The sequence below is a fragment of the Blochmannia endosymbiont of Camponotus pudorosus genome, assembly GCF_059934925.1.
The window spans coordinates 1-14,316 of the sequence record NZ_CP011793.1; the positions used below are offsets into that span (position 1 = coordinate 1).

The 14,316-nt window shown below is 27.3% G+C and carries 13 protein-coding genes; 10 read left to right on the forward strand and 3 right to left on the reverse strand.

Features of this window, described 5'->3' with window-relative positions:
- From mnmG to glmU, 10 genes are all read left to right on the forward strand, one after another.
- Positions 1 to 1,899: a tRNA uridine-5-carboxymethylaminomethyl(34) synthesis enzyme MnmG gene (mnmG, locus tag Bpudo544_RS00005; protein ID WP_500825322.1), complete on the forward strand. Its 1,899-nt coding sequence runs from the start codon at positions 1 to 3 to the stop codon at positions 1,897 to 1,899.
- A 188-nt stretch (positions 1,900 to 2,087) separates the two neighbouring features.
- Positions 2,088 to 2,909: a F0F1 ATP synthase subunit A gene (gene atpB / locus Bpudo544_RS00010; protein WP_500825323.1), complete on the forward strand. Its 822-nt coding sequence runs from the start codon at positions 2,088 to 2,090 to the stop codon at positions 2,907 to 2,909.
- Positions 2,910 to 2,989: 80 nt separating this feature from the next.
- Entirely contained in the window at positions 2,990 to 3,229 is a 240-nt protein-coding gene (gene atpE, locus Bpudo544_RS00015; RefSeq protein ID WP_500825324.1) for a F0F1 ATP synthase subunit C, read from the forward strand.
- Between the two features lie 94 nt (positions 3,230 to 3,323).
- Positions 3,324 to 3,806: a F0F1 ATP synthase subunit B gene (locus Bpudo544_RS00020; RefSeq protein WP_500825325.1), complete on the forward strand. Its 483-nt coding sequence runs from the start codon at positions 3,324 to 3,326 to the stop codon at positions 3,804 to 3,806.
- On the forward strand, positions 3,807 to 4,340 hold the full coding sequence (locus tag Bpudo544_RS00025; RefSeq protein WP_500825326.1) for a F0F1 ATP synthase subunit delta: 534 nt from the start codon (positions 3,807 to 3,809) through the stop codon (positions 4,338 to 4,340). It abuts the gene before it with no gap.
- Positions 4,341 to 4,378: 38 nt separating this feature from the next.
- Positions 4,379 to 5,923, forward strand: coding sequence for a F0F1 ATP synthase subunit alpha (gene atpA, locus Bpudo544_RS00030; RefSeq protein ID WP_500825327.1), 1,545 nt, complete (start codon positions 4,379 to 4,381; stop codon positions 5,921 to 5,923).
- Between the two features lie 23 nt (positions 5,924 to 5,946).
- Positions 5,947 to 6,816, forward strand: a complete 870-nt coding sequence (gene atpG / locus Bpudo544_RS00035) for a F0F1 ATP synthase subunit gamma (RefSeq protein WP_500825328.1) — start codon at positions 5,947 to 5,949, stop codon at positions 6,814 to 6,816.
- Positions 6,817 to 6,842: 26 nt separating this feature from the next.
- Entirely contained in the window at positions 6,843 to 8,240 is a 1,398-nt protein-coding gene (atpD, locus tag Bpudo544_RS00040) for a F0F1 ATP synthase subunit beta (RefSeq protein ID WP_500825329.1), read from the forward strand.
- Positions 8,241 to 8,315: 75 nt separating this feature from the next.
- Positions 8,316 to 8,735, forward strand: coding sequence for a F0F1 ATP synthase subunit epsilon (locus tag Bpudo544_RS00045; RefSeq protein ID WP_500825330.1), 420 nt, complete (start codon positions 8,316 to 8,318; stop codon positions 8,733 to 8,735).
- 216 nt (positions 8,736 to 8,951) lie between these two features.
- On the forward strand, positions 8,952 to 10,346 hold the full coding sequence (gene glmU / locus Bpudo544_RS00050; RefSeq protein ID WP_500825331.1) for a bifunctional UDP-N-acetylglucosamine diphosphorylase/glucosamine-1-phosphate N-acetyltransferase GlmU: 1,395 nt from the start codon (positions 8,952 to 8,954) through the stop codon (positions 10,344 to 10,346).
- Positions 10,347 to 10,509: 163 nt separating this feature from the next.
- Here glmU and mnmE read toward each other — a convergent pair whose 3' ends face one another.
- From mnmE to rnpA, 3 genes are all read right to left on the reverse strand, one after another.
- Entirely contained in the window at positions 10,510 to 11,925 is a 1,416-nt protein-coding gene (gene mnmE, locus Bpudo544_RS00055; RefSeq protein ID WP_500825332.1) for a tRNA uridine-5-carboxymethylaminomethyl(34) synthesis GTPase MnmE, read from the reverse strand.
- A gap of 105 nt (positions 11,926 to 12,030) precedes the next feature.
- Positions 12,031 to 13,977 carry a membrane protein insertase YidC gene (yidC, locus tag Bpudo544_RS00060; protein WP_500825333.1) on the reverse strand — a complete coding sequence of 649 codons (1,947 nt, stop codon included), beginning with the start codon at positions 13,975 to 13,977 and terminating at the stop codon, positions 12,031 to 12,033.
- Positions 13,953 to 14,303 (reverse strand): ribonuclease P protein component, encoded by a 351-nt coding sequence (gene rnpA, locus Bpudo544_RS00065; RefSeq protein ID WP_500825334.1) that lies wholly within the window; start codon positions 14,301 to 14,303, stop codon positions 13,953 to 13,955. Before rnpA ends, yidC begins: the two co-directional genes overlap by 25 nt.
- Positions 14,304 to 14,316: the final 13 nt, after the last annotated feature.

The window sequence follows — 14,316 nt, forward strand, 5'->3', positions numbered from 1 at the left end:
ATGTCTTATTTAACCAAATTTGATGTTATTGTTGTAGGAGGTGGGCATGCTGGAACGGAAGCAGCATTGGCAGCGTCTACTTTACAATGTAATACTTTATTAATTACACATAATATTGATACTCTTGGACAGATGTCTTGTAATCCATCTATTGGCGGTATTGGTAAGGGTCATTTGGTAAAAGAAGTAGATGCAATGGGTGGAGTTATGGCTAGCGCTATTGATCAGTCAGGAATTCAATTTAGAATATTAAATAGTAGTAAAGGAGCTGCAGTTAAATCAACTAGAGCGCAGGCAGATAAAATATTGTATCGTCAAATTATACGAAAATATTTAGAAAATCAGAATTATTTGTATATCTTACAGGCGTCGGTAGAAGATGTGATTGTTAGTCAAAATAGAATAATAGGGGTTGTTATTCCGAAAATAGAAGCTAAAATTTATGCTAAATCTGTTGTATTAACAACTGGTACTTTTCTTAATGGGAAAATTTATATTGGTATGAAAAATTTTCATGGAGGAAGAGCAGGAGATTTGGAATCATCATCCTTATTATCGAAAAAATTACAGGAATTGTCTTTAAGAATGAGTCGTCTTAAAACAGGAACTTCTCCTAGAATACATTCGAAAGGGGTAAATTTTAAATGTATGTTTGCACAGTATAGTGATGATCCTGTTCCTGTATTTTCATTTTTAGGCTCATCAAATCAACATCCCAAACAAATTCCTTGTTATATTACACATACTAATAGTAAAACACATGATATAATTAGGTCAAATTTGCATTATAGTCCTGTATATGCAGGATTAATAAGCGGGATTCCTCCTCGTTATTGTCCGTCTATTGAAGATAAAATAACACGTTTTTCAGATAAAAAAACTCATCAGATTTTTTTAGAACCTGAAGGATTGACTACATCAGAAATATATTTGAATGGTATTGCTACTAGTTTACCATTTCATATTCAAGTTCAAATTGTACAGTCTATTAAAGGATTAGAGAATGCTCATATATTAAGGCCAGGGTATGCGATTGAATATGATTTTTTTAATCCTGTAGATTTAAAGTTAACGTTAGAAAGTAAGTTGATTTCAGGTTTGTTTTTGTCTGGTCAGATTAATGGAACTACTGGTTATGAAGAAGCAGCAGCACAAGGATTATTATCTGGTATTAATGCAGCTAGATATGCTCAAAATAAATCAGAGTGGTATCCAAGACGAGATCAAGCATATTTAGGTGTATTGGTAGATGATTTATGTACACATGGCGCTAAAGAACCTTATCGTATGTTTACATCTAGAGCGGAGTATCGTTTATCTTTAAGAGAGGATAATGCTGATTTAAGATTAACTAATATTGCTCGAAAACTTGGATTAATAAACGATAATAGATGGAAAATTTTTTGTGTAAAACAAGAAAATATTGAGAGAGAATTTCAAAAATTACGAAATACTTATATTTTTCCAAATACTACTGATGCTATGAAATTAAATAATATTTTGAAATCATCTCTTCTAACTAATAAGTTAAGTGGAGAAAAGTTATTAAAGAGACCAGAAATTAATTATTCTACTTTATTTCAGTTAAGCGTTTTTAAACCAGCTATACCAGATAATCAAGTGTATGAACAAATTGAAATTCAAGTTAAATATGCAGGATATTTGCATCGTCAGCAAGAAGAAATCAATAAATATTTACGTAATGAAAATACTGTGTTACCTGCTGATATAAATTATCATGATATTTCTGGATTATCAATAGAAGTAATTGATAAGCTTGATTATTATAGACCCTACTCTGTAGGTCAAGCTTCTAGAATTGAAGGGATTACTCCTGCAGCTATTTCTAACTTGTTAATTTGGCTAAAGAAGCAGGGATTGCTTTTGAAAAAAGTATAATATTAATTATTACATAATTAATATTATACTTATAAATTGATTATATAAAGTAAGTATATAAATATTAATAGGAGTAGTAATTTTTATAATTTTATATTAAAACTATTTAAATGTAAGATTATTTATTATCTTGTTATATAAGGTAATTATTTTAACGATGAATATTATGAATTATTTAGAGAGAAATTATGTTAGACATTAAAAATACTACTCAGCAATATATTGAGCATCATCTTCATCATTTGCAATTTGATTTAAAACATTGGAATTGGATAACTCCAGAAATATCGACATCTTTTTGGGTATTGAATATTGATTCTTTATTTTTTTCTATATTATTGTGTACATTATTTTTAATAATTTCGAGTTGTATAGCAAAATCAGCAACTTTATATATTCCAGGTAAGCTTCAAATATTTTTAGAATTAGTAATATTATTTATCGATCGTTATGTTAAGGATATGTCTTATGGAGTAACAAATAAAATAGTTTCTCCTTTATCAATGACAATTTTTGTTTGGATTATTTTAATGAATGCTATGGATTTAATTCCTATAGATTTCATCCCATGTGTGGCTAGTAATATTTTTGGATTTTCTGAGTTAAGAGTAGTTCCTTCAGCTGATATTAATATTACTTGTTCAATGGCTTTGAATATATTTATTTTAATGTTATTTTATAACATAAAAATCAAAGGTATAACTGGATTATTTTCAGATTTAATATATCGTCCTTTCAATAATTTTTTATGTATTCCTATAAATTTTGTTTTGGAAGTGATTAGTTTGTTTTCTAAACCAGTATCGTTAAGTTTGAGATTATTTGGAAATATGTATTCCAGTGAGTTAATTTTTATATTGATAGCTGGTTTACTTCCTTGGTGGTGTCAATGGATATTAAGTGTTCCATGGGCTGTGTTTCATATTTTAGTTATTGTATTACAAGCTTTTATTTTTATGGTATTGACAATCATTTATTTGTCTGAAGTACAGACACATTCAAAATTGTGATTTATAATGTAATATTAAAAAAGTAATGAAATCTATTGGTAATAAATAATCATGATAAAAGAAAGAGGTAAATTATTGTTATGGAAAGTTTAAATTTTGATATGTTATATATTGCTGCAGCTATAATGATGGGATTAGCAGCTATTGGAGCATCTATTGGAATTGGAATTTTAGGAAGTAAATTTTTAGAAGGGGCAGCTCGACAACCTGATTTGATTCCTATACTTCGTACTCAATTTTTTATTGTTATGGGATTGGTTGATGCAATACCTATGATTGCTGTAGGGTTAGGGTTATACGTTATGTTTGCAGTAGTTTAAATTTGAAATGGTTTTTTATTTTATGTATTGTGGTATATAATAATAGATAAGTTTTTATATTTTTTGTTGTTTAATTACTATTGGGTTTGGTACTGTGAATCTTAATGCAACGATTTTAGGTCAATCAATTTCGTTTATTTTATTTGTATGGTTTTGTATGAAATATGTATGGACGCCATTGATAATAGTGATTGAAAAACGGAGAAAAAAAATTTCTGATAGTTTAGAAAAAATGAAGCAAGTACAAATAAAATGTGAACTTATGAATAATGAAGCGCAGTCTTGTTTGAATCAGGCTAGAATAAAGGCTGAAGAAATTATTAAACATGCTTATGAATGCAAAACCCAAATATTGGATGAAGCACGATATAAATCGAATCAAGAGTATAATGAAATTTTATATAAAGCAAAAATTCGAGTTGATCAAGAAAAAAAACGTGTTGCTGATGAATTGAGAAAAGATATGGGTCAATTTATCATAGAAGGTGTAGAGAGAATTATTGGCAAGTCTGTTAATAATATTATTGATGATGATTATATTCATAACATTATGAAAAAATTAACGCATGAGGATTGAATGTTTATTTCAGATACTATAGCGTATATTTATGCTAAAGCTGTATTTGATTTATCTATAGAGCAAAATAGTATAGAGTATTGGAAAGGATTACTTGAGTTATTTTCAAAAATTAGCCAGAATTTTTTTGTTCAATCTTTATGTTATAGATTATTATCTTCAGAATTGATATCACAAATATTTATTAATATTTGTGAAAATTATAAAGAGTTAGATACTTTCAGTAAAAATTTTGTGTATATTGTTTCAGAAAATAATAGAATATTATTGTTTTCGATGATTTTTAATCAATTTAATAATTTAAATGATGAATATACAAACTTTTTAAAAGTAAAAGTAATTTCAGCGAAAGAATTACATGATGGTCAACTTCAAAAAATTTCTACAATTATGACCAAATATGTGTCTAAAAAATTAAAAATAACACATTTCATACATGAAAGTATTATTGGAGGGATAATGATCTATATAGGAGATACAGTGATTGATGGCAGTATAAAGGGTCGAATATTACGTTTGCGCAATATGTTATAATTTTAACTAATTTTTTAATATTTATGGTATAAATTTTTATGAAATTAAACTCAAGTGAAATTAGTGAGTTAATAAAACGTCGTATAAGACAGTTTAATATTGAAACTGAAATGCGTAATGAAGGTGTTATTACTACTGTAGGAGATGGAATTATATATATATATGGATTATCTAATGTTATGCAAGGTGAAATGATTGCTTTGCAAGAACACAATAAGTTTGCAATTGCATTAAATTTAGAACGAAATTCGGTAGGAGCTGTAGTATTAGGATCATATGAAAATATATCTGAAGGAATGTTAGTGAAGTGTACAGGAGATGTTTTACGAGTACCAGTGGGAAAAGAATTATTGGGAAGAGTGGTAAATTCGTTAGGTACTCCAATAGATAGTAAGGGACCAATAAACTGTTCTTCTTATTATCCTATCGAATCTAAAGCTCCTGGGGTTATTGATAGGCAATCAATCAGTGAACCCATTCAAACTGGATATAAATCTATTGATTCTATGATACCTATAGGTAAGGGCCAACGTGAGTTAATAATAGGAGATAGACAAACAGGAAAATCTTCATTAGCAATAGACACTATTATTAATCAACGTTTTAGTGGGGTAAAATGTATTTATGTTGCTATTGGCCAAAAAGCAACAACTGTTGCTAATGTGGTAAAAAAATTAGAAGAATATTGCGCATTAGATAATACTATTGTGATTTTAGCTTCAGCTTCTGAATCAGCAGTGTTGCAATATTTAGCGCCATATGTTGGATGCGCTATGGGCGAGTATTTTAGAGATAATGGAGAAGATGCATTAATTGTATATGATGATTTATCTAAACAAGCTATAGCATATCGTCAGATTTCTTTACTTTTAAGGAGACCTCCAGGAAGAGAAGCTTATCCAGGAGATATATTTTATTTACATTCTCGTTTATTAGAAAGAGCTGCAAGAGTTAGTGTTAAATATGTTGAAAAACATACCCAAGGCAGAGTTGTAGGAAAAACAGGGTCTTTAACTGCTTTACCTATTATTGAAACTCAATCGGGTGATGTATCTGCATTTATTCCAACTAATGTTATTTCTATAACTGATGGTCAGATTTTTTTAGAATCTAGTTTATTTAATTCTGGTATTCGTCCTGCAGTTAATCCAGGAATTTCTGTGTCGAGAGTAGGTGGTGCAGCTCAAACGAATATCATGAAAGTTTTATCAGGAAGTATTAGGACTGCTTTAGCTCAATACAGAGAATTAGCAGCTTTTTCACAATTTTCTTCTGAATTAGATAACACGACAAGAAAACAATTACATCATGGACAAAAAGTGACTGAGTTATTGAAACAAAAACAGTACTATACCATGCCTATTGCATATCAATCTATAATTTTGTTTGCAGTAATTTTTGGTTATTTGGATGATATTGAGGTGTCAAAAATTAGTAGATTTGAATCTGAGTTAATATCGTATTTTAATCGTACTGAATCGGAATTAATTCAACATATTAATATTAATGGTATGTATGATGTTTCTATTGAATTAAAATTTCAGAAAATTTTGAAAGAATTTAAATTAAATAAGTTTAATTAATATTTATTTGTATATAATAAAAAATGGATAACATTAAGGAAGTACGGGACAAAATAAAGAGTATTCGGAATATACAAAAACTTGCTAAAGCAATGGAAATGATTTCTGCATCAAAAATGCAGAAAGTACAAAAACTGATGTTTATTAGTAAGCCATATTCAGATAATATTAAAAGAGTTATTAGTCATATTGCAGTAGGGAAGTTAGAATATAAACATGTTTTTCTTTTAGAAAGAAAAATAAAATCTGTTGGATATTGGGTTGTATCTAGTGATCGAGGATTAGCCGGAGGATTAAATACCAATTTATTTAAAATATTGTTAAATGATATAAATAAATGGAATAGATTGAATATAAAAGTTAAACTTGCTGTGATTGGTTCAAAAGCTGCTTCTTTTTTTAATTATATTGATAATATTATGATAGTAAGTTATATATCTGGCTTAGGAGATGCACCTAGAATATCTGATTTGATTGGATCAGTTAGAATAATGTTAAAATTATATTATAATAATCAAATAGATTTATTATATATAGTTTATAATAAGTTTATTAATACATTGACTTATGTTCCTAAAATTTTTCAAATTTTACCTATTCTCTCTAATACAAATAAAACTAAAATGATGACGAAATATTGGGATTATTTATATGAACCTGATCCAAAAATATTATTGGATATTTTATTAAATAGGTATATTGAGTCGCAAGTATATCAAGGAGTAGTTGAAAATTTAGTTAGTGAGCAATCTGCTCGTATGATGGCAATGAAAGTGGCTTCAGATAATGGAGAAACTCTTATTCAAGATTTGAAATTATCTTATAATAAGATTAGACAATTAAAAATTACTCAAGAACTAACTGAAATTATTTCAGGGGCTTCTGTAGTATAAATAGAAAATTATTAAGGTGTAGTTATATGAATTTTGGAAGAATTGTTCAGATTATTGGGGCGGTAGTAGATGTGGAGTTTAAGCAAAATGAAGTTCCTAATTTGTATCATGCACTAGAAGTATATATTGATAATGATCATGAAAATAAGAGAAAGATAACTTTAGAAGTAGAGCAACAATTAGGAAGAGGAGTAGTTCGTTGTATTGCAATGGAAAGTACGGATGGATTACGACGAGGATTAGTCGTAATGAATTTAAAAAGATGTATTGAAGTTCCAGTAGGAAAGAAAACTTTGGGTAGGATTATGAATGTATTGGGAGAACCTGTAGATATGAAGGGTCCTATTGAAGTAACTGAAAAAAGGTCTATTTATAGGCCTGCTCCATTGTATGATGAATTGTCAACAAATCAGGAGTTATTAGTGACTGGAATTAAGGTTATAGATTTGATGTGTCCTTTTATTAAAGGAGGGAAAATAGGTTTATTCGGTGGAGCTGGTGTTGGTAAGACTGTTAATATTATGGAGTTAATTCGCAATATAGCTATAGAACATTCTGGTTATTCAGTATTTGTTGGAGTTGGAGAACGTACTCGTGAGGGAAATGATTTTTATCATGAAATGATACATTCAAATATTATTGATAAAGTTGCTTTAGTATATGGACAAATGAATGAGCCACCTGGAAATAGATTTCGTGTTGCTTTAACTGGTCTTACTATATCTGAAAAATTTAGGGATGATGGTTATGATGTGTTATTATTTGTGGATAATATATATCGATATACTTTAGCGGGTACTGAAGTATCTGCTTTATTAGGTCGGGTTCCATCTGCGGTAGGATATCAATCTACATTATCTGAAGAGATGGGTATGCTTCAAGAACGTATTGCGTCTACTAAATCTGGTTCTATTACTTCTGTACAAGCAATATATGTTCCTGCAGATGATTTAACTGATCCTTCTCCTACTACTACTTTTGCTCATTTGGATGCTACTATAGTTTTAAGCCGACAAATTGCTGCTCTTGGAATATATCCTGCAGTAGATCCTTTAGATTCTTATAGTCAACAATTAAACCCGTTAGTTGTAGGGGAAGAACATTATAATGTTGCTAATTCTGTGAAATCTATTTTACAGCGTTATCAAGAACTTAAAGATATTATTGCGATTTTAGGTATGGATGAATTATCTGAATCAGATAAACTAATAGTATTGAGATCTAGAAAAATTCAGCGATTTTTATCTCAACCATTCTTTGTTGCTGAGGTATTTACTGGTTTTTCTGGAGCGTATGTGTCTTTACAAGATACTATTTTAGGATTTAAAGGAATTATAAATGGAGAATATGATGATTTGCCAGAACAAGCATTTTATATGGTTGGGTCTATTCAAGAAGCTATAAAGAAAAGTAAAAAACTTTAATTTTATCTTCCATTTTTATAAATATTTTAATTATTTTATCGAAAATAAGAGTATAGTGGGGTGGTATTGTATTACATGATTGATCATAATTTTCAATTATATGTAGTTTCTGTTGAAAAAAAATTATTTGATGGAATTATTGATAAAATTCAAGTTATGGGTGTGGAAGGAGAAATGGGAATTTATCCTGGACATTCTCCTTTAATTACTTTAATAAAACCTGGAGTATTAAGAATTTCAAAAACACCTGATAATGAAGAGTATATGTACATATCAGGAGGAATACTGGAGGTACAACCAAATGTGGTTACTATATTAGCAGATATAGTAATTAGAGCAGAAGATTTAGATGAAAAAAAAGCTCAGGAGTCTAAACGATTAGCAGAAGAAAAAATTAAAAATATGAGTCGTGGTGATCTTAATTATACTAAGATTTCTATAGAAATATCTAAAGCTATTGCTCAGCTTAGATTAATTAAGTTATTAAAAAAATAATTTCATATTTAATAAATAGTATTGTTTATTAAATTATTAAAAATGAAATGTGTTTTATTAGATGTGTTATACTACATTAGTAAAAGTTGTTTATGTGTTTATTCTAATCTTTAGAATAAATAAGAAATAAATATCAATATAATTTGAAACGTATTCATTATATATGTTACTTTATAGTAGATAGATGAATTATATTTTTTAATTTTGATATAAATTATGTGGGACAAAAAAATTAATGTGATTATTCTTGCTGCTGGTTATGGAAAAAGAATGTTATCTGATATTCCTAAAGTTATGCATCAGATAGCTGGGAAGTCTATGTTACAACATTTAGTTGATTCAGTGAGTAAGATGGATGTGCAATTGTCATTGTATATAGTATATAGTGATATAAAAAAAGTGTTTATTAATCAAAATAATTTAAATAATAAAGGAATACCTGTTTATTGGGTGTTTCAAGATACTCCTCAAGGAACAGGACATGCGGTACAACAAGTACTGCCTATGTTGCATGAAGATTCTGAAATTTTAATTTTATACGGTGATGTTCCTCTTGTTTCTGTGGAAACTTTGAAAAAATTGATGTTTATAAAATTAAAGAGTGATATTGCATTATTAACATCTTATGTCCAAGATCCTTCAGGATATGGTAGGGTGGTACGTAATAAATTTGATGAAGTGGTTGATATCCAAGAAGACTCTGACATTACTATTGATGATTATAAAAAAATTAAAGAAATTAATTCTGGTATTTTTATTTCTGTGACTAAATATTTGAAGAATTGGTTAGGAATATTAAAGCGTAATAATGTAAAAAATGAGTTATATTTGACTGATATTATAAAAATTGCTTATCAAAATAAAAATAATATTAATACTACAAATCCTATTAATAAGTTTGAAGTAATAGGAATAAATAATAAATTCGATTTAATTACAGCAGAACGAAAATATCAGAAAAATCAAGCACAAAATTTGTTAAAACTAGGAGTAATTATATCTGATCCAAATAGATTTGATTTAAGAGGCACTTTGGTATTCGGGAAAGATGTATACATTGATGTAAATGTAATTATTGAGGGATGCGTTTGTTTAGGTAATAGTGTTCAAGTAGGAGCGAATTGTATACTGAAAAATGTAGAGGTTGGGGATGATGTTATTATTTATCCATTTTCTTTGATAGAAAATTCAAAAATAAATTTCAAAAGTAAAGTTGGTCCATTTTCTCGGTTAAGACCAAAAACACAATTGGAAGAAAAAACATATATAGGAAATTTTGTAGAATTGAAAAATATTCGATTAGGAAAAAATTCAAAGGTTGGTCATCTTAGTTATTTGGGTGATGCTAAAATAGGAGAAAAAGTTAATATAGGTGCAGGAACTATTATTTGTAATTATGATGGCATAAAGAAACATCAAACTCATATTGAAAATGATGTTTTTATTGGATCTGATAGCCAGTTAATTGCTCCTATTAGAATTGGAAAGCATGCAGTAATTGGAGCTGGCACTACGGTTACTCAAAACGTAGAGGCAGGAAAAACAATAATTAGTAGAATACGCCAATTTTCTATTTCAAATAAAAAAAAGAAATATACTATTAAAAAATAATATATTTAGTGTATGTTGTACATTTTTGGGTAACTAATTAAGGTTTTATTATAATTAATAACTTAATAATAAATTTTTAGTTATATTTATAAAAGTATTGAGTTTAAAAAATTTAACAATGATATGAGAACTATCATTGCATTGATATTAATTTATTTACGATTTATTTTCCAATACAAAATGAACTAAAAATTTTTTTCAATAAATCATCAGATGTAGATTTTCCAAAAATTTTATTTAATTCATTATAAGCATATTTCAATTCTTCTGCAAAACAGTCATGAATGATGGTGTTGATCGTTTTTAGTTGTATTTGAGCAGATAAGAGATGTTGATAAGTTTTTTTCAGTATATGTAAATGTCTTTTTCGAGCAATAAAATTATTTTGATTTTCTCCAATAGAATGAGATAGGTCATATTTTTGTATTTTATGTTTTGCGCTATCATATAGATGTGTTTTTAATAAATCTATTCCAGAATTTAATAATGCAGATACAGTAATATATGTATATCCATTTTTTACATAAATTTTATTTTTTTCTAAACTTAAATCAGATTTATTTCGTACTATAGTGAAAGTTATTTGTGTGTCTCTTTTTAGAAGAATGTTTTTTAAATACAATGGTATGTCATTACAATTATTAGAATAAACACTAGAATCTATAACCCATAAAATATGATCAGCTAATAATAATTCATTTTTAGTACGTTCCATACTAATTACTTCTATTTCATTGGTGCTAGTTTCCTGTAATCCTGCAGTATCTGTAATATGAAATGCTATTCCATTTAATTGAATAGATTCATATAAAGTATCTCGTGTAGTTCCAGATATATTACTTACAATAGCTCTATCAATACCTATTAATGAATTAAATAAACTAGATTTTCCAGCATTAGGTTTACCTGCAATTATTATTTTTATACCATCTCTTAATAAGGATCCAGAACATGCTGATTTGTATATTTTTTTTGTGTCTTTAATTATGTCTTGTAAAATATTTTTAATATTGTTATACGATGTAATGTTAATGTCTTGATCGGAAAAATCAATAGATGATTCTACATGTATTCGGCAGTAGGTAATTTTATCTAAAATATTACGAATTTGGTTAGAGAAGAATCCTTGTAAGGAATTACAAGCCGATTTAGCTGCTTGGTAAGAAGTAGCATCAATAATATCAGCTATTGATTCAGCTTGAATGAGATCTATTTTTTCATTTAAAAAAGCTCTTTCAGTGAATTCTCCAGGATTTGCTAATCGTATGTTAGAAGATATTTCTAAAATACTATTCAATAATAAATCTAAGATTATATATCCTCCATGACCGTGTATTTCTAATATATTTTCTCCTGTAAAAGAATTTGGATATGGAAAGAATAATGCGATTACTTGATCTATTATAGAACCTTGTTTATTTCGAAACGGTAAATATTCTGCTGTTCTAGGTTTGGGTACTTTTCCTAGTATTTTATAGGCAATTTTTGGAACTAATTTTCCGGATATGCGTATAACTCCAATACCTCCTTTTCCTAGTGGAGTAGAAATAGCGGCAATCGTATCAGGATTATAGCTCATAATATTATTTACATAGTTATTGTGATTAATAATGATTAACAATTCTCGATAAATTATACAAAGTATTTTGTTTAAATAAACTTATAATTAATAATGATTAATTTTTTATTTGTGTAATCCTTTTTTTGATAATCCATTATAAATAATTTGTTGTTGAATAATAGTAATAATATTACTTACGATGTAGTATAGCACCAATCCAGATGGAAACCATAAGAAAAATATAGTAAATGTTGCTAGCATAATTGTCATTATTTTTTTTTGTGCTGGATCAGTGATAGTAGTTGGGGATAATTTTTGTATAAAGAACATAGTGATTCCCATAATTATTGGTAAAATATAATAAGGGTCTTGTGTTGATAAATCATTAATCCATAGTATAAATTTAGCATGTCTTAGCTCAACTGAATTTGATAGCATATAGTATAATGCTAAAAAAATTGGCATTTGTATTAGTAAAGGTAAACATCCTCCTAATGGGTTTACTTTTTCCTTTTTATATAATTCTATAGTTTTTTGATGATATTGATATTTATTATTTTTGTATTTTTCTTGTATTGAAATTAATTTAGGTTGCAACATACGTATTTTTGCTATAGAAGTGTATTGTGCTTTAGTGACAGGATACATAACAATCCGAATTATTATTGTAATTAATATGATTGATACCCCCCAATTATTTATATAGTTATAAATTAACTGTAATAATTTAAATAATGGTTGAGAAATAAACCAGAACCATCCATAATCGATAACTAAATCTAAGTTGGGTGCAGCTGCTAGTTTCATATTTTCTTGAATTTTAGGTCCAATCCATAAAATTGTTTGAAATTTCTCTTGTTGTCCAGATGAAATTTGTATTAAGTCAGATTTAAATCCTATAGATGTATCGTTATCATCAATATAGGTGGTATAAAAAATATTATTTAAAGGAGTAATAGGTAACCATGCTACGACAAAGTATTTTTGTAATAGTGCAATCCATCCTCCGGAACTGTGAATATTTAAATTTTTATGTTTTATATCTTTAAAGCTATATTTTCGGTATTTTTCTGTATTTGTAGAATATGCTGTTTCTTCATAATGAGAAGATAATGTTGTTTTATTTTTATCATTTTTTAGTTGAGTTGAAAAGTAATGTATTTTTTGTACTAAATTTCCAAATAATCTAACATATATAGGGTAAATATTAGAGTTCTCTACAGTATGGAATATTTGTATAGAATAATCATTTCTATTAAAAAAATAATGTTTTGAGTAAATAGTACCATTAGGGTTTTGATATTTTAAAGTAAATTGCAACGTATTTTTATCATCTTCAAGAATATATTCGTTTTGATTAGTTGTATTTGTATATGGAATTTTTTCATATTGATTATTAGTTTCGTTCGAAAGATGTTTATTTATTATTAATCCGCTATGGGCTTGATATTGATATTTATTAGATGAATTTAATAAATGTAATGGTTCTTTAGAATTTAAATTGTCTGAATAATTGATGAGGTAAGCTTCTTCAATGTCTCCTCCGTATGTATTTATTTTTAATAAAAAAACGTCAGTCTGTACTGTAATTATGTTTTTATCTTTAAAATGAGATATATCTTTTTTCTGTGATTGTTTTTGAAGACAAGAATTTGATATTTCAGAATTTAAATATGAATTTTTATAATTATTTTTTATATTATCTGGATTAATATGTTGATGATAATGTTCGATTTCCCATGTTTGCCATAATATAAACGAAATAATTAAAAAAATTACAATAAAAAAATTGTGTTGTGAATCCATATTCACTATATCCTTAGTTTTTTTAAGTTGAAAAGATTTATTGTTTTTATTATTTTTAAAGCTCAAAGGGTGGCATTGTAATATACGAATACATATTCGATAAATACCTTTTAGTATTCCAAACTGAAGTATTGAATTGATTCCATATTGTGAACATGTTACAGAAAAACGACAATGATTACCTAGTACTGGGCTAATTATGACTTGATATATTCGTATTAATCGTATTATGAATTTTATTAGTAGAGTTTGTGGTGATTCCATAATTTTTTAAATTCTTTATTTAAAGACTTATTTGGTAAATAAAGAATTTTGTTTGAGTAAACAGTTAATACAAAATCTGAAGCTAATAAATTATGTTGTAATACACGAAAGGTTTCTCGTGCGCATCGTTTTATTTTGTTTCGATCATATGATCGATGAATATATTTTTTAGAAATAGATAATCCTATTCTAGGAAATCCTAGTTGATTAGGACGACTAAATAAAAATATCCCGAATGATTTAATGATTTTTTTTTCTTTAAAAACAAGAAGGAATTCTTCAGAATTTAATAATTTTACTTGTTTTGATAAACAATTTCTATTCATTTGAATACTATTT